We start from the raw sequence: 16,548 nt of genomic DNA on the forward strand, positions 1-16,548 counted from the left end.
TTTAGTAATACTTCTTTGCAAAACATTATGGAGTCCTTATGACGGGGATACTAGATTCGGTCAATCAACGAACCCAGTTAGTTGGCCAAAACCGATTAGAGTTATTGACGTTTCGTTTGATGCGACGTCAGCGTTATGGGATCAATGTCTTTAAAGTTAAAGAAGTATTGCAGTGCCCGAAGTTAACCACAATGCCTAATTTGCATCCGTTAGTAAAAGGTATTGCACATATTCGTGGTCAAACCATTTCTGTTATCGACATGAGTTTAGCAACGGGTGGTCGTCCAATTGAAGATCTGTCTAACTGCTTTGTGATCATCTCTGAATTTAACCGCTCTGTGCAAGGGTTTTTAGTCACCTCGGTTGAACGTATTATCAATATGAATTGGGAATCCATTCTGCCTCCACCGAAAGGGGCGGGCCGTTCGAACTATTTAACCGCGGTGACTGAAATTGATAATGAGTTAGTTGAGATCTTAGATGTAGAAAAAATTCTAGATGAGATCTCCCCTGCTGATACCGATATTACAGGAACGGTATTAGAAGATTTAGCGACTCAATTACCTGAGGTTAACCGTATTTTGGTTGCCGACGATTCCACTGTTGCGCGTAAACAAGTTCAGCGAGCAATCGAAGCTATCGGTTATGAATGCGTATTGGTAAAAGATGGGCGTGAAGCGCTAAATACCTTAAAAGAGATGGCAAAAGAAGGCAGTATTTACGATCAACTGGCTTTGGTTATCTCTGATATTGAAATGCCTGAAATGGATGGCTATACCTTAACCGCTGAAATTCGCAATAACCCGCAACTGAAAAATCTCCATGTTATTTTGCATACCTCTTTAAGTGGGGTTTTTAATCAGGCAATGGTTGAACGTGTTGGCGCTAATGCCTTTATTCCTAAATTTAACCCAGATGAGTTGGGTTCAGCAGTACTTCAGGCGATCCCACAAACGAACTAATAGAAAGGTTCTATTTAAAGTCTATTTAAGGTTTTTGGGTTAAGAGGTTAAGATTTTCTGGTTAAAGTTTTTTGGGCTGTGGTGTTACTATCTGCCCCAAACCTTATTAATAAAAGCTATCTCATTAATTATTTGGTGAGATTGATATAACAAATAAAAGAGTCTTACATGACAACAACAGTAAACGATAAAGACTATGTTGAGTTTTGTCGTTTTTTAGAAGCTCAATGTGGCATAGTGCTAGGTGACAGTAAGCAGTATTTAGTTCGCAGTCGATTAAGTCCTTTAGTCAGTCGTTTCTCCCTTGCTTCCATTTCAGATCTTATCCAATCTGTCTTAATGGGGCGAAATCGAGAGTTGCGAGTGGCTGCGGTCGATGCGATGACAACCAATGAAACACTGTGGTTTCGCGATATTTATCCATATACCGTTTTAACCGAGCGTATTTTCCCTGAATTAGCTGCACATAAAAGACCGCTTAAAATTTGGTCGGCGGCCAGTTCTTCAGGTCAAGAGCCGTATTCGATTGCCATGAGCGTACTAGAAACTCAGATGAAAAAGCCGGGTTTGCTCAGTGGGGTGCACATTACCGCAACCGATATATCACAAACTATGTTAGATATGTGTCGGACTGGGGTTTATGACAATCTTGCGTTAGGTCGTGGTTTATCACCAGAGCGTCGTCGTATGTTCTTTGATGATAACGGTGATGGACGAATGAAGATTAACGATAAAGTGAAGCGTTTGGTTCAGTTTAGAGCGCAAAACTTAAAAGACAGCTACGCTCTACTGGGCAAGTTTGATGTGATCTTCTGTCGTAATGTTTTGATCTATTTCTCACCTGAAATGAAAGCTAAAGTGCTTAACCAAATGGCGCAAAGCTTAAATCCTGGTGGTTACTTATTACTTGGCGCATCGGAATCGCTAACCGGTCTTACCGATAAATTTGAGATGATTCGCTGCAATCCAGGAATTATCTACAAACTTAAATAACCGCTATTTTTACAATAGAGCAAGTTGGTTATCTCTTCTGTTTCATGGGGTTCTGCTTAGAATCCCATTCCTTTCTTAATTGGCATTATCCTTGCAGTAATAGCGCTAAGTTATTGTGGAGGCATCGATGTCTATTTCTTTTGATAAAGCGCTTGGGATTCACCAATACACGGTAGGGTTACGTTCTAAACGGGCTGAAACAATCGCCAGTAATATCGCTAATGTGAACACCCCAGGTTATAAAGCAAAGGATCTGGATTTCAGTCGAGCATTGCAGGCGGCAAGTTCTGGTCAGCAAGCTGGTCTTGCACAAACCAACGGGCGGCATATTTCTGCCGCACATGCAGGTATTGGCGGAATTGCTGGAGCACAAAAGTTTCGAGTTCCTACCCAACCAGATACCGGGGATGGCAATACTGTTGATACACAACTTGAGCAAAATCTGTTTATGCAAAATGCGCTAGAGTATCAGGCATCACTCGATTTTCTTGGCTCTAAATTTAAAAACTTAACCAAAGCCATTAAGGGAGAGTAGTAGATGAGCTTGTTTAATATCTTTAATGTTACAGGCTCAGCCATGAGTGCTGAATCGGTACGTTTAAATACAACGGCCAGTAACTTAACTAACGCCAATACAGTCAGCAGTTCAGCTGGGGAAACCTATCGTGCCCGCCAGCCTATTTTTGCTGCTGCTTTAGACAGTGCCTCTTATAACAATACTCAAGAAAGTGTTCCTGTTCGATTAGAAGGCATTGTGGAAAGTCAAAAGCCTTTGATTGCTGAATACAATCCCGAGCATCCCAAGGCGAATGCTCAAGGTTATATCTACAAACCCAATGTTAATGTGATGGAAGAGATGGCAAATATGATTTCAGCCTCTCGCTCTTATCAAAATAATGTTCAAGTGGCAGATACCAGTAAGCAGATGCTCATGAGCACCTTGCAGATGGGTAAATAGAGCATCAGTGAGAAGTGACTGTTATGACAAGCATTAATGGCAACGCTGGAAATAATCTCTCTTATTTAGATCAGCTAAAGGGTATGCACGAAAAAAAAGTGCAGCAAGAGCAGAAGACCACAGGTCAAAACGCCTTAAAACAAGAAGATTTTCTCTCTTTGTTAACCAAGCAGTTAGCCCAACAAGATCCGTTTAAACCCGTTAGTAACGATCAGATGATTGCACAGATGGCATCATTTGCAACGGTTGATGGTATTACCAAAATGAACGATCAATTTGGGGTCCTAAATACGGCATTAACATCAAACCAAGCGCTTCAAGCGTCCTCTTTAGTTGGTTTAGATGTTCTGATCCCAAGTGCAACCGCAATGAAAACCCAAGATGGCGCAATGAGTGGTGTCGTACGAGTTAACCAAGGGGTCGATAACGCCATTTTACGAGTGGAAAACGAAAAAGGGGAGTTGGTTAAAACCGTCTCTCTTGGCGCGCAAGCTCCTGGTGAACATCCCTTTAGTTGGGATGGCAAAGATGATAACGGCAACAGTTTGCCGCATGGAAAATACCGTTTTGCCGTTTCTGGCACTAGTGGCGGTAAAAACCAAGAATTTGAAGTATTTACCCATGCAAATGTCAACAGTGTTTTGATGGGTAACCAAGATGGTCAGGTAATGTTAAATCTGGCTGGATTCAGTTCACCATACAAACTTACTGATGTCTTGCAAGTGGGTCAAGCAACCGAAAAAGGAAATGGATAATGAGTGTTAATATCGCATTGAGCGGCTTGGGTGCGGCCCAAAAAGATTTAAATACAACCAGTAATAACATTGCTAACGCAAACACTTATGGCTTTAAAGAGTCTCGTGCTGAGTTTGGTGATGTGTATTCTAATTCCATTTTCTCCAATGCTAAAACCAGCACTGGTGGCGGTGTTCAAACCTCAACGGTTGCTCAGCAATTTCATGAAGGTTCAAGTTTATATACCAATAACCCGTTAGATCTTCGAATCTCAGGTGCGGGTTTTTTTGCTGTTGCTGATAATAAAGCCGAACCTGCTAACAACAGTTTGACGCGAAATGGTGCTTTTCATCTTAATAACCAAAATGAATTAGTGAACTCTGAAGGTAAGTTTTTATTAGGCTATGAGGTGAATAGCGACACGAATACGGTGTCCTCTTATGAGCCTAAATCGATGCAAATTGATGATGTTTTTGGTAAGCCTACGCCATCAAAAAACATGGATATTTCGCTTAACTTACCAAATAAAGAAACCATGCCAAAGAATCATCCGTTTAACTTTGACGACAAGGATTCTTACAGCCGCTCTACCTCGTCTACTATTTATGATTCATTGGGTAAACCTTACAAAATGAATACCTATTATGTGGCGAAGTATAACCCTGCCAATCCGGCAACAGCGAATACGTGGGAAGTTTACCATACGGTGACTAATCCATCGGGCAAAGAGCTGCCTCTAGACGTAGATACAGCAAAGATAGATCCTAAATACGTAGCTGATGGCGCTATTCATGGTACTGCTGCGCACAAAGGCTATATCATGAAATTTGATACCTCAGGCCAACTGCAAGCAGGTTCACCTTCTGTTATTGATATGGTGAATTTCAAAAAGGCTGGTATTGATGTGGGTGGTGCTGATGATTCTCAGGCGTTAACGATGAATTATAAAGAGCCAACCCAATACGCCTCTCCATTTGAGGTGCGTCAATTTAAAGATGTGGATGGCGCGACAACCGGTTATCTTTCTAAAGTTGATATCGACCCTGATGGTAATGTGTTAGCGTCCTATTCAAATGGTAAAGATCGTATTGTTGGTCGCGTTGCCATGGCGCGTGTTTCAAATGAACAAGGTTTAAGTCAGCTTGGTGGTACCTTGTGGAATGTGACGCAAGAATCTGGTGATGCGGTATGGGGTGATGCCTCTCAAGGCTCATTTGGTGCGATCAAAAGTGGTACGCTTGAGCAATCGAATATCGATATGACCCAAGAGCTGGTGGATCTGATTACTGCGCAACGTAATTTCCAAGCCAGCTCACGAGCGCTAGAAGTGAATAATCAATTGCAGCAAAATATTCTGCAAATTCGCTAGTTGCTCCAATAGTATTCATTAACTGCTTATCATTGCCGCTGACTTTAATCACGAGATATTACTTGTTCGATTAAAGAGGCGGCAATTTTTTTCCTCGTATAGATTCAATTTATTGACGGTGAATTTACATCGATTTTGAGATCTCTTTCTTAATCATTTTAGATAGTTAAGCCATTTCTTTTTAAGTTTTATTATATGGAATGATTTTTGCTTAATCAGAGCCATTGCAGATGATTGGATTGAAAGAGAGTCAAACATGGATCGCGCTCTATATTTAGCGATGAATGGTGCCCAACAAGATATGCTTGGGTTACAAGTTCGTGCTAACAACCTCGCTAACGTAAGTACCACGGGTTTTCGTGCCGATTTAGAGCAAGCTCGTAGTATGCAAGCTTATGGTGAAGGTGTTCCCGATCGTGTTTTTACCATGGCTGAGCGTCCGGGCTATAACTTTACTCAAGGCTCGGTTATTACCACTGGACGAGATCTGGATGTTGCCGTTGAAGGCGATGGTTGGCTAGCTGTACAAGATGCTTCGGGTAATGAAGCTTATACTCGTGCGGGTCATTTAAAGATCGATCAGACCGGCATGCTTCAAAACAGTAATGGCCAGCTTGTACTCGGAAAAAATGATTCTCCAATTTTTATCCCTCTGCCTATCAGTAAAATTGAAATTGGCCGTGATGGTACCATTTCTGTACTTCCTCAGGGCGCACCACCCGAAGCGATGGCACAAATTGATCGTATCAAGCTGGTTAAAACAGATAATCATCAGTTATTTAAAGATGCTGATGGTTTATTTAAGTTTAAAGGTGGGCAAGAGCCACAGCAGGCCGATGCCAGTATTCGTTTGCTTAATGGCACCTTAGAAGGCAGTAACGTCAATGCTGTGGGTGAGATGACCGCACTTATCGATCTCCAACGCCACTTTGAAATGCAAGTTAAGTTAATGAAAACCGCAGAAGAGATGGATAAATCCTCGTCTTCGTTGATGCGTATTAGCTAATTAAAAGGAAATCACCATGCATCCTGCATTATGGGTCAGTAAAACAGGGCTTGACGCTCAACAAACTAATATTTCGACTATTTCAAATAACTTAGCTAACGCCTCAACCGTTGGTTTTAAAAAAGGGCGAGCGGTTTTTGAAGACTTATTCTATCAAAATATTAACCAGCCAGGTGGCCAAGCGACTCAAGATTCAACCCTGCCAACCGGCTTGATGTTAGGTGCGGGCTCTAAAGTGGTCGCAACCCAAAAAGTTTTCACTCAAGGTAATACCCAAACCACAAATAACGCCATGGATATGATGATTGAAGGGGATGGTTTTTTCCAGATCCTACTTCCTGATGGCAACATGGGATATACCCGAAATGGTCAGTTTACCATTAACGCTGAAGGCCAATTGGTTACAACTGGTTCTGGTTATGTTGTACAACCTGAAATTGTGGTACCAGAAGATGCGGTGGGTATTACTGTCGGTACGGATGGTGAAGTTTCAGCTCGTATTCGTGGGCAGCAAGAAAACCAAGTACTCGGTCAGCTAACAACCGTTGATTTTATTAACCCAGGAGGTCTTGAGCCGATTGGTCAAAACCTATTTTTACCAACTGGTGCTAGTGGTGATGCTCAAGAAGGCACTCCAGGCTTAGATGGTTTGGGTACGATTCGTCAATCAATGCTAGAAACCTCTAACGTTAATGTGACTGAAGAACTGGTGAATATGATCGAAGCGCAGCGTGTTTATGAGATGAACTCTAAAGTCATTTCGACCGTTGATCAGATGCTGAGTTACGTGAATCAACAGCTATAAGGTTATTACCAATGAAATCTCCCATTGCTGGCTTGCTATTACTGGGGTTGTTACAGCTTGTTGGTTGTGCATCCACACCTAACGTTCCTCAATCTGATATTGAAAAAGGAACCACAACGGTTGATGCGGTTGAAGGGGAGCAAAGCAAGTCAAAAGGGTTAATTGATAAACTTCGTCACCGAGAAGATCCTGTCGCTGGCGATCCCGCTTGGGGTCCGGTTCGTCCCCCGGTACCTGCAGAGCACTATGTCGCAGCAACGGGATCCCTATTTAATCAGACTCATGCTCTTGATCTGTATGACGACACGCGACCACATAGTATTGGCGATATTGTTACTATCTTATTGGAAGAAAAAACGGCAGCGAAAAAGAGTGCCACTTCAGAGCTCGATAAGTCAGCGGATATGAATATGAAGCCAATCGCTTTGGGTGGTAAACCCGTTACGATTCATGACTACAGTTTGTCTTATGATTTTTCTAACGACAATACTTTTTCTGGCTCTAGTACTGCTGATCAAAGTAACAGTATTAAAGGTTCTATTTCGGTAGAAGTAATTGATATTCTTGCTAATGGCAATTTGGTTATTCGCGGTGAAAAATGGTTAACATTAAATTCTGGTGATGAGTTTATTCGTGTGAGTGGCCATATTCGCCCAGATGATATTAGCCAAGACAATACTATCCCATCGACTCGAATTTCGAATGCGCGTATTCAGTATTCAGGTACTGGTGATCGCCAAGATGTACAAGATCAGAACTGGCTCTCTCGATTCTTTAATGTGGCGTTTTAATGGCACTTAATATCGCTTATTTATTTCAGTCAAAAAGTAGGGTGCTTATGCGCTTGTTTGTATTCACTTTAAGTTTGTTATTGGCACTGCCTACCTTTGCCGCTCGCATTAAAGATGTATCGGAAGTGGCCGGGGTACGTAGTAACCAGCTGATTGGTTATGGTTTGGTTGTTGGTCTTGCTGGATCGGGTGAAACTACGCCATTTACCGACCAAAGCTTTAATACCATGTTGAAAAATTTTGGTATCCAACTACCTCCTGGTACTAAACCGAAAACAAAAAATGTGGCCGCGGTGGTGGTGAATGCGACGCTGCCAGCCTTTGCCAAACAAGGCCAGCATGTAGATATTACGGTCTCCTCTATTGGTTCGGCAAAAAGTTTACATGGCGGCACCTTACTTCAAACATTTCTAAAAGGTTTGGACGGTAAAATTTATGCGGTTGCACAAGGAACGCTGGTGGTCGGTGGCTTTAGTATCGAAGGTGCAGATGGTTCTAAAATCGTGTCAAATACGCCAACTGTAGGTCGTATTTCAAATGGAGCAACAGTTGAACAAGAGATTGCGAGCCCATTTGGCCGAGGAGATTATCTAACCTTTAATCTCTTTGATTCGGACTTTACGACAGCGCAGCGTATGGCAGATGCGGTTAATCAATTCTTAGGCCCTGATATGGCATCGGCAATAGATGCAACATCCATTCGAGTTCGTGCTCCTCGTGATGTGAGTCAACGTGTCGCTTTTCTTTCTACCATTGAAAATCTTGAGTTTGAAACCGCAGATAGCGCAGCAAAAATTATTGTGAACTCACGAACAGGAACGATTGTGGTTGGGCAACATGTGCGATTAAAACCGGCGGCTATTACTCATGGTGGCATGACCGTAACCATTAAAGAGAATGCTCAAGTTAGCCAGCCTAATGCGTTTTCACAAGGACAGACAGTTGTAACGCCAAACTCAGATATCAATGTGACAGAGAAAAATGCTCGCATGTTTGTATTCCAACCGGGCGTGACTCTTGATGATCTGGTTCGTGCGGTGAATCAAGTTGGGGCTGGGCCTTCTGATGTGATGGCTATTTTACAGGCATTGAAACAAGCAGGGGCCATTGAAGGTCAGCTGATCATTATTTAATTGGATGGATTGTGCCAAATGAAGCAAATTGAACCTGGATTTATTAATGACCTCACAAACCTAGATCGGCTTCGGGCCGGAATTGGTAAGGACAAAGAGGGATCATTGCGTCAGGCGGCACAACAGTTTGAATCGCTGTTTACCCAAATGCTGTTTAAATCGATGCGTAACGCTAACTCTGCTTTTGAATCAGATTTAATGAGCAGTAATAACACTAAGTTTTTTCAACAGATGCGCGATGAACAAATGGCTTCTGAGTTGAGCACTCAAGGCAATTTAGGCTTAGCCGATATGATTGTGAAACAGCTTGGTGGTGAGAGCGATAACAGCCAGAGCGGCAAAACGTTGCCCGTCGATAAATTTGCCGTTAGACCTATCTCTCAGCCGAGTGAATCTTATTATTTATCGGCTGATGAGCGGGCAAAGTTATATCAAGATAAATACGATATCGAACCTAAAAGTGCAGAACAGGCTAAAACCGCTGCGGCTCCTGACGGTGTAGGTCAGTTAAGTGACATGACAGATAAGGTAAAAACTCAGTCAGAGCCTGGTCGATTTGATTCACCTGAAGGGTTTGTTGCACACATGAAGCCCTATGCGTTTAAAGCCAGTCGAGCCTTGGGTGTGGATCCGGCTATGTTGATTGCCCAAGCGGCATTAGAAACAGGATGGGGCAAAAAGGTGATTCAAAATGCGGCAGGATCGAGCCACAACTTATTTAATATTAAAGCCGATCCTCGTTGGGGGGGGAATAAAGTTGCCACCCGAACACTGGAATATCATAGCGGTATCGCGGTGCAAGAAAATGCTGCGTTTCGTTCGTATCATTCTTATCAAGAAAGTTTTGATGATTTTGTTCAGTTCTTAAAGCAAAACCCGCGTTATGGAACGGCACTAAAGCACACGACCGATCCAAGTCGTTTTGTTAAAGAGATTCACAATGCTGGTTATGCGACCGATCCTAACTACAGTCAAAAAGTCTTAGCGGTAATGAACAAAGTAAAAACTCTATGGTAGAGATTACTATAGATGGGGATGTAACTATCGATAAATGCACTCGTTGGATACAACTCTTATACTACGATATCGACAATATTAGAGACCAGTTTGACCAGATCGTTACTTTCAAACAGAGCATTATCCACTTCTTTATCTGATACCTGCTGGTTGCTGTTATCTGATTCATCATTTTCACCGGTGATCAGTGGCATAACAACTTCTTTGAGTGCATAGCCAATTAAGCCTGTCATCAGTAAGTTCATAACCGATTATCCTTTCATTTTTGTATTAAAATAAATTCAGCAATAGCGAATGAATTATAAATAAAACCCAATAAATAACTACGATTTTTTGCTGCTATTTTTTTATCGCTATGTGTCTTTGTATCTTTATTGAATCTGTGATGCTCATAAAAGAAGGGGGCTATTAGCGCCTGTTTTTTCTATGAGCGGTCTTTGTGGCTAACTTTGGGTATGTTTCTTGCAAAGATGGTGCCATCGTTTACGGTTAGGATAAAATGATGGCTCTGGATTTAATGCAAATTGGTATGAGTGGCCTGCGTACTTCGCAGAAGCAATTGGATGTTGCAAGTCACAATATAAGTAACGTCAACACACCGGGATACAGTCGTCAGGTTGTTGAACAAAAAGCCGATGATGCTTTCTACAATGGCAGCAATTATTACGGCACAGGTGCTTATATCGATAATGTTTCTCGTGCTTACGATCAATTTGCCGCTCGAGAGCTGACCTTGTCGACTACTCACCTAGAAGAAGCCAATGTTCGTCAGCAAAATATGATGATGTTGGATGATTTTACGTCGAAAAGTGCCGTAAATACCGTAAACAGTATGAATGATTTTTATAATTCGGTGCGATCTTTATCTGATCATCCTAACGATCTTGGTGCGCGCCAAACGGTATTAGAACAAGCGAAACAAACCGCTCAGAGTTTTCAAACTAGCCATCAAACGTTGACCAATATGCACCAAGATGTGACCGATCAAATCGGCGTATCATTGGAGCGTATTAATACCTTGGGGCAAGAACTTGCCGCGGTGAATACCAGCTTGCAAGAACAGGCGGCAAGCGGCAAATCAAACGATCTATTTGATAAACAGCGCTCACTGATCAACGAACTAGCCAAATACACCAAAGTGACCGTGTTAGCCGATAAAGGCAGTTTAGCCAATACAGTGATCATCGGAAGTGGTGATACCTTGGTGTCAGGCGTTACTTCAGCAAAATTAAAACTAGTTAACGGTAAGCCAGATACTCAAACCCAGCAAATCGCATTGGTAACAGGCAATAGTGCCAAGGAAATTAAAAGCGATGGCATTGGCGGCAGCTTAGGTTCATTACTGGATATTCGAGACAATGTGATTGATAAAAGTCTGGATGAAATGGGGCGAATGGCGATTGGTTTCTCCAAACAAATTAACGATCTGCAGCAACAAGGTGTGGATTTAAATGGAGAGCAAGGCGCATTGCTATTTAGCGATGTAAACAGTGTCAGTGCGATGCAGCAGCGGGCAATTAAGCCATTAGGCAGTAATGCTGAGATTCAAGTGAGTATTGATGATGTTAATCAGTTAAAAACTGGTGACTATCAGCTTGATATGAATTTTGATGGGACAAATTATAATTACACCGTGACCGATCAAGACGGAAAACAGACGACAATCTCAGATACCTCACAGAAACAATCGCTCTCTGTCGATGGTTTTTCGGTCAATATTGAAAAAGCCTTTTCGACGCCAACCGCAGGACAAAGTGAATCCATTTTAATTCGTCCTGTTCGAGATGGTGCAGCCAATATGACGGTAGAAATGAGCGATCCGAAAAAGCTTGCGGGTCACTCTCAACTTGCCGTTATGCCTCATCAAGCTAATCAAGGCAGTGCGTCTGTTATTAAAACGGTGCCGCAATTGTCTGATGCATTAGCCGGTGACTATGAACTTAAAGTTAATAACAGTGGCAATAAAATTTCTCTGATTAATCAAGCAACGGGTCAACCGATGACTCTGATTGATGATAAAGGCAGTGAAGTGATCGAACTTGGTTACGACAGCGCTAAACCTCAAAACTTAACGGTGAAAACCGATGCGGGTAATCTTTCTGGACTAGCATTGCAAGCAGGGGCTTTAGCCGGTGACAGTTTTCAATTGAATTTAGGTCGAGCCCAAGCAACGGGTGGCAATGGTAACTTCTTAGCGATGCAGCAAGTTCAAGCTCAAAAGTCGATGAATAATGGTAAATCAAGTGTTATCGATCTGTTCCAAAAGCTTTCTACCGATATTGGTATGGCAAAGAAAAACGCAGATCAAACCGCAGAAGTGACACAGTTAGATTTTGATGCCGCGAGCGAGCGAGTATCTAATTTATCAGGGGTCAACCTTGATGAAGAAGCAGCTAACTTGATGAAATTCCAACAGTCTTATATGGCTTCCTCTCGCATTATGTCGGTGGCTAAAGAGACCTTTGATACTTTAATGCGTGCGGTATAGGGAGTGATGACCGATGAGCCGAATTTCAACCTTAAGCCAATACAATAATCTGACTTCAAACCTAATGCGCAAGCAAACCCAATTGAGTCATACCAATAATCAATTGGCAACTGGAAAGCGTGTTGATACATCGGGTGATGATCCTGTTTCTTCCATTAGTATTCAGAACTACAAGCAGCAGCTGACTCAAATTGGGCAATACAAAGATGCTATCACTTTGGCAAATAACCGTTTAGGTGTGTTAGAGACTAATATTGCTGGCGTGGAAGATAACCTTGATGTTACCAAACAGAAAGTGTTGGGAATGTTAAACGGGGCAATGGCAGCCAACGATCGCAAAGCATTTAAAGATGAGCTGCAAAGTTTGTACGATGGCCTACTGAGTTTAGCCAACAGTAAAGATGAAGCGGGTAACTATATTTTTGCTGGCAATCAGATGGACACTAAGCCCTTTATTGAAAAAGACGGTTATATGACCTACCAAGGGGATAGCCAGTCACGCCAAACTCAGATTGATAGCAATATGAACGTCAAAACCAGTTTGCCAGGCGATCAGGTCTTTATGGATATTCCCAACCCATATGGTGATTTTCGGCCAAACTTTGCCGGGCTAACGGAGGGTTCTAAAGCGCATGTATTGAGTGCCGATATTTCAGATTTCTCAAAAGCCAAAGCGATTCAAGTTTCTTTTTCTGATGGTGGTACAACAGCAGGCCCTAACGGTGAGACGGTTAAAGTAACCAATTACACGTTAAGTATTGACGGTACTGAAGTTGTTAAAGATCAGCCTTATGATTCGGAAAAAGGGATTGAATACACAGGTAGTACGGCTGGAGATCCAACGTTTAATTTAAAATTTGCTGAGATGCAAGATGGTGACACCATTACTTTGCAGCCAGCACAGAGTTTTAATATTTTTGACTCTATTCAAGCGGCAATTACTTATGCTGATGCGCCAACATCATCTCCAGAAGCGCAAGCAAACCTGCAACGTGTTATTGATGATTTAGATGCCGGATTTGTGCATATGAACCAGCAGCGCTCTGAGGTTGGTTCCATCATGAAGCAAGTGGAACGCCAGCAAGAGCAGCACCTCGACTTTGAACTTACTCTTAATACCGCGCACGGCGGATTAGAAGATCTCGATTATAGCTCTGCGGTGTTGGATCTTAATCAGCAGGCCATGGCACTACAAGCATCACAAGCTGCGTTTAGTCAGACTAAAAATTTAAGTCTGTTTAATTATTTGTAGTCTAATTAAGTTGTAAGTTTTAGTGCGGAGTAATACTAATACTCAAATGAGGCGGCAATGATTTGCCGCCTTTTACTTTTTTGGGGTTCTGCACCTTTCTCATTTCTCTTCTATTTTTAAAAATTAAATATTTTGAGATTTGATTGAAAATTTTTCTAAAGTTTGATTTTTCTATGCCGTTAACAATAGCAACTAAGTTATTGAATGTTTCTTTATAACCCGGCTATGTACTGGGTGAGATCATACCAAGGAGTGTTATCTTATGGCTGTTACTGTTAATACTAACGTCTCTGCAATGACCGCCCAGCGCTATTTAAATAGCGCGAGCAATGGCGTGGCAAACAGTATGGAAAAATTATCATCGGGCTTGCGCATTAATAGTGCAAAAGACGATGCTGCGGGTTTGCAGATTTCAAACCGTTTAACAAGCCAAACTAATGGCCTGAATGTGGCAATGCGTAACGCTAATGACGGTATCTCTATGGCGCAAACCGCAGAAGGTGCGATGCAAGAATCAACTAATATGTTGCACCGCATGCGCGATCTTGCACTACAATCTGCAAACGGCTCAAACTCAGACGAGGATCGTGCTGCTATTCAAAAAGAAGTGACAGCACTACAAACTGAAATGACCCGTATTGCCGACACTACCACGTTTGGTGGCCAGAATCTGCTTGATGGCTCATTTGGCACAAAAGAGTTCCAAATTGGTGCTAATGCAAATGAGACTATAGGTGTATCTCTTGGTGATATTTCAGCAAATGCTATAGGTAATTTTACTGCAGAAGGAAAGGGTACAAAATTAGGTTCAGAGACTCCTACTTCAGCCGCTGGTTCAGCCGCTGGTGGTAAATTTGCAGTAGTTGCAACCGCTGGAGATTTAAATTTATCTGGTCCCAATGGAACTGGTAAAGTATCAGTAAGTGCCACTGATACAGTTAGTTCTATTGCTGATAATATTAATAGCGCTAATACAGGTATAAAGGCAGAGACAACAGTATCTACGAAGCTAACAGGCTTAACTGATGGTGAAACTGGTACCTTAGAAATCGGTGAAGATAAATTCGATTTAGCTAAATATAAAGGTGATAATAAGAAATTAGCTGAAGATATTGGTAAAGCTGGTTATACAGCAACAGTATCTAAGGATGGTAACGAAATTTCGATTGAAGCTAAAAATGTCGATGGCATTATGATTTCGAATGCGAAGAAACCTGCATCTGGTACGGGAGTTGCTTTAGATGGTGTTGGAGCCGCAGCAGATACAAATAATATTGTTAAAAATGCTGAACTGAAACTATCAGCAAATAGCAATTTCTCTGTTACTAACGCAGATTCTACAAAAGATGTTCTAGCTGAAGTAATTGGTAGTGGTACTGGTACTAAAAACTCGGTTGCAGATATTGATTTAACAACACAAAGTGGTTCACAAGATGCGTTAGCTGTAATTGATGCCGCTATTGAAGGTATCGACTCTCAACGTGCGGATCTAGGTGCGGTGCAGAACCGTTTTAACCATACCTTAAATAACCTTTCTAACATCAATGAAAATGTAAATGCTTCGAACAGTCGTATTAAAGATGTAGACTTTGCAAAAGAGACTACAAATATGACTAAGAACCAAATTCTACAACAGGCAAGTACATCAATTCTTGCTCAAGCGAAGCAGATCCCACAGTCAGCGTTGAGCCTACTAGGCTAATTGATATTTTAACTATGACTCAGAACCCTAATCACATGATGGTTAGGGTTTTTTTGTACTATTTTTATATTCGCGATGTTGGTACAAAATGTGCATTAGAAACAATTCACAGTATCTAGTTCGTAGCCATAAATAAGGTAATAAATGAAATTCATTGAAGCGATCCCTCAATTTGTTGACAATTTCTCTTGTATTGCTGATAAGTGTGAAAATCATTGTTGCCATGGTTGGAATATTAATATTGATAAGCCAACGTATAAATTTATGGTTCATAAAAGTACGTTTAAAGGTCGAAGTAAAAAATGGATTGAACGAATCCCTAATCAATCAGCAAGCTCAGCGTATGCGAGAATAAAGTTGAATGATCAAGGTGTTTGTCCATTTCGAGATCAACAAGGTTTATGTGAAGTACACAAACACCATGGACACGCTTGCCTATCTGATACGTGCAAAATATATCCGCGTCTTACCTTTACTCGAGGAAATCGGGTAGAACAACTGCTTTCACTTTCATGTCCTGAAGCGGCTCGCCAGATATTGTTTAACCCAGAAGCTATGCTATGCCGAGAACAAGAAATTGAGAGTGACTATGCCGCAAAGTCTTATGAACGACCATTTTATTATGATGTGTTACGTCAACTCTATATCGATATTTTGCTAATAGACTCTGTTCCGATGGAAGCCCGTTTGTTTATATTGGGAATGACATTAAAGCTCTTAGAAGCTAGAAAAGATGATCGAGATGAGTTTGAAAAATGCTATCAGGTCTGTATTGAACAAATTACAAATGGCGATTTTCTGGCTACATATACACAAAGTACAACGGCAGAAAGTTTTCATCCTGGTTTTTTAATTCGAGCTTTTAATGCTCAACTTTATATTGGGGTTAAGAGTCAATATAGTTCTGTTATTGAACAGCTTAAAAAAATACACAACAATTTATTAGCCGCATTAGAGCCAGCAGGAGATGATGTTCAACAGCAAGTGAATGTATTACAGCAAGGGTTTCATGGCCATTATTCATCATTTATTGCTGAGTATCCTCAACTTTGGATTAATTACTTCTTATACGGTATGCATTTTTATGATTTTCCAAAAGATGATTGGTATCAGGCTTACAGTAATTTAGTTATCGATTTTGTGATTATTCGTGGCATTTTGATGGCAATAGCATCACAGCGAGAACTTACCCATCAAGATGTTATTGATGTTGTTCATACCTTTCATCGAGCTCGTAGTCACGGGATACATTTATCGGGAAGTATTAAAAATATTATTGAAAATGGTCTCCAAGTTGATGAAAAAGTATTGCCACTAATGTTATTAAAAATTTAGTT

Annotated in this window: 16 protein-coding genes; 15 read left to right on the forward strand and 1 reads right to left on the reverse strand. The window is 41.4% G+C overall.

Annotated elements, in window-relative coordinates:
• Positions 1-38: 38 nt before the first annotated feature.
• From WAX86_RS04185 to flgJ, 11 genes are all read left to right on the forward strand, one after another.
• Positions 39-962, forward strand: coding sequence for a chemotaxis protein CheV (locus WAX86_RS04185; protein WP_065170132.1), 924 nt, complete (start codon positions 39-41; stop codon positions 960-962).
• 168 nt (positions 963-1,130) lie between these two features.
• The gene (locus tag WAX86_RS04190; protein ID WP_341489141.1) at positions 1,131-1,955 is read left to right on the forward strand and encodes a protein-glutamate O-methyltransferase; all 825 of its coding nucleotides are present in this window, start codon (positions 1,131-1,133) and stop codon (positions 1,953-1,955) included.
• 127 nt (positions 1,956-2,082) lie between these two features.
• A complete protein-coding gene (gene flgB, locus WAX86_RS04195; protein WP_036764251.1) occupies positions 2,083-2,490 on the forward strand; it encodes a flagellar basal body rod protein FlgB in 408 nt (135 codons plus the stop codon).
• Positions 2,491-2,493: 3 nt separating this feature from the next.
• Positions 2,494-2,913, forward strand: a complete 420-nt coding sequence (gene flgC, locus WAX86_RS04200; protein ID WP_136038852.1) for a flagellar basal body rod protein FlgC — start codon at positions 2,494-2,496, stop codon at positions 2,911-2,913.
• Between the two features lie 23 nt (positions 2,914-2,936).
• A complete protein-coding gene (locus tag WAX86_RS04205) occupies positions 2,937-3,668 on the forward strand; it encodes a flagellar hook assembly protein FlgD (protein WP_341489142.1) in 732 nt (243 codons plus the stop codon).
• Positions 3,668-5,017: a flagellar hook protein FlgE gene (gene flgE, locus WAX86_RS04210; RefSeq protein ID WP_341489143.1), complete on the forward strand. Its 1,350-nt coding sequence runs from the start codon at positions 3,668-3,670 to the stop codon at positions 5,015-5,017. The genes WAX86_RS04205 and flgE overlap by 1 nt, the downstream gene beginning before the upstream one ends.
• Before the next feature lie 256 nt (positions 5,018-5,273).
• Entirely contained in the window at positions 5,274-6,023 is a 750-nt protein-coding gene (gene flgF / locus WAX86_RS04215; RefSeq protein WP_138241940.1) for a flagellar basal-body rod protein FlgF, read from the forward strand.
• Between the two features lie 16 nt (positions 6,024-6,039).
• On the forward strand, positions 6,040-6,828 hold the full coding sequence (gene flgG, locus WAX86_RS04220; protein WP_005300492.1) for a flagellar basal-body rod protein FlgG: 789 nt from the start codon (positions 6,040-6,042) through the stop codon (positions 6,826-6,828).
• An 11-nt stretch (positions 6,829-6,839) separates the two neighbouring features.
• Complete coding sequence (locus tag WAX86_RS04225) at positions 6,840-7,619, forward strand: flagellar basal body L-ring protein FlgH (RefSeq protein WP_176284633.1); 780 nt, start codon at positions 6,840-6,842, stop codon at positions 7,617-7,619.
• 47 nt (positions 7,620-7,666) lie between these two features.
• Entirely contained in the window at positions 7,667-8,752 is a 1,086-nt protein-coding gene (locus WAX86_RS04230) for a flagellar basal body P-ring protein FlgI (protein ID WP_036765111.1), read from the forward strand.
• Positions 8,753-8,770: 18 nt separating this feature from the next.
• Positions 8,771-9,769, forward strand: coding sequence for a flagellar assembly peptidoglycan hydrolase FlgJ (gene flgJ / locus WAX86_RS04235; protein WP_341489144.1), 999 nt, complete (start codon positions 8,771-8,773; stop codon positions 9,767-9,769).
• Positions 9,770-9,825: 56 nt separating this feature from the next.
• On the opposite strand, the gene WAX86_RS04240 is transcribed toward flgJ, so the two are convergent.
• Positions 9,826-10,014: a flagellar hook protein gene (locus WAX86_RS04240; RefSeq protein ID WP_068946849.1), complete on the reverse strand. Its 189-nt coding sequence runs from the start codon at positions 10,012-10,014 to the stop codon at positions 9,826-9,828.
• Between the two features lie 254 nt (positions 10,015-10,268).
• Between WAX86_RS04240 and flgK the strand changes: the two genes are divergently transcribed.
• The 4 genes from flgK (at position 10,269) to fliB (ending at position 16,546) form a co-directional block, all read left to right on the forward strand.
• Positions 10,269-12,257 carry a flagellar hook-associated protein FlgK gene (gene flgK, locus WAX86_RS04245; protein WP_341489145.1) on the forward strand — a complete coding sequence of 663 codons (1,989 nt, stop codon included), beginning with the start codon at positions 10,269-10,271 and terminating at the stop codon, positions 12,255-12,257.
• A gap of 13 nt (positions 12,258-12,270) precedes the next feature.
• Positions 12,271-13,509 carry a flagellar hook-associated protein FlgL gene (gene flgL, locus WAX86_RS04250; RefSeq protein ID WP_341489146.1) on the forward strand — a complete coding sequence of 413 codons (1,239 nt, stop codon included), beginning with the start codon at positions 12,271-12,273 and terminating at the stop codon, positions 13,507-13,509.
• 262 nt (positions 13,510-13,771) lie between these two features.
• Positions 13,772-15,211, forward strand: a complete 1,440-nt coding sequence (locus WAX86_RS04255) for a flagellin (protein ID WP_341489147.1) — start codon at positions 13,772-13,774, stop codon at positions 15,209-15,211.
• A gap of 144 nt (positions 15,212-15,355) precedes the next feature.
• Positions 15,356-16,546 carry a flagellin lysine-N-methylase gene (gene fliB / locus WAX86_RS04260; protein ID WP_341489148.1) on the forward strand — a complete coding sequence of 397 codons (1,191 nt, stop codon included), beginning with the start codon at positions 15,356-15,358 and terminating at the stop codon, positions 16,544-16,546.
• Positions 16,547-16,548: the final 2 nt, after the last annotated feature.

This window comes from Photobacterium damselae subsp. damselae (genome assembly GCF_038086725.1).
In the GTDB taxonomy this organism is placed as follows: Bacteria; Pseudomonadota; Gammaproteobacteria; order Enterobacterales; family Vibrionaceae; genus Photobacterium; species Photobacterium damselae.

Bases quoted from the DNA above. Each gene is read 5' to 3' on its own strand.
- WAX86_RS04185 (WP_065170132.1), top strand. From the start codon at position 39: ATGACGGGGATACTAGATTCGGTCAATCAACGAACCCAGTTAGTTGGC.
- WAX86_RS04190 (WP_341489141.1), top strand. From the start codon at position 1,131: ATGACAACAACAGTAAACGATAAAGACTATGTTGAGTTTTGTCGTTTT.
- flgB (WP_036764251.1), top strand. From the start codon at position 2,083: ATGTCTATTTCTTTTGATAAAGCGCTTGGGATTCACCAATACACGGTA.
- flgC (WP_136038852.1), top strand. From the start codon at position 2,494: ATGAGCTTGTTTAATATCTTTAATGTTACAGGCTCAGCCATGAGTGCT.
- WAX86_RS04205 (WP_341489142.1), top strand. From the start codon at position 2,937: ATGACAAGCATTAATGGCAACGCTGGAAATAATCTCTCTTATTTAGAT.
- flgE (WP_341489143.1), top strand. From the start codon at position 3,668: ATGAGTGTTAATATCGCATTGAGCGGCTTGGGTGCGGCCCAAAAAGAT.
- flgF (WP_138241940.1), top strand. From the start codon at position 5,274: ATGGATCGCGCTCTATATTTAGCGATGAATGGTGCCCAACAAGATATG.
- flgG (WP_005300492.1), top strand. From the start codon at position 6,040: ATGCATCCTGCATTATGGGTCAGTAAAACAGGGCTTGACGCTCAACAA.
- WAX86_RS04225 (WP_176284633.1), top strand. From the start codon at position 6,840: ATGAAATCTCCCATTGCTGGCTTGCTATTACTGGGGTTGTTACAGCTT.
- WAX86_RS04230 (WP_036765111.1), top strand. From the start codon at position 7,667: ATGCGCTTGTTTGTATTCACTTTAAGTTTGTTATTGGCACTGCCTACC.
- flgJ (WP_341489144.1), top strand. From the start codon at position 8,771: ATGAAGCAAATTGAACCTGGATTTATTAATGACCTCACAAACCTAGAT.
- WAX86_RS04240 (WP_068946849.1), bottom strand. From the start codon at position 10,014: ATGAACTTACTGATGACAGGCTTAATTGGCTATGCACTCAAAGAAGTT.
- flgK (WP_341489145.1), top strand. From the start codon at position 10,269: ATGATGGCTCTGGATTTAATGCAAATTGGTATGAGTGGCCTGCGTACT.
- flgL (WP_341489146.1), top strand. From the start codon at position 12,271: ATGAGCCGAATTTCAACCTTAAGCCAATACAATAATCTGACTTCAAAC.
- WAX86_RS04255 (WP_341489147.1), top strand. From the start codon at position 13,772: ATGGCTGTTACTGTTAATACTAACGTCTCTGCAATGACCGCCCAGCGC.
- fliB (WP_341489148.1), top strand. From the start codon at position 15,356: ATGAAATTCATTGAAGCGATCCCTCAATTTGTTGACAATTTCTCTTGT.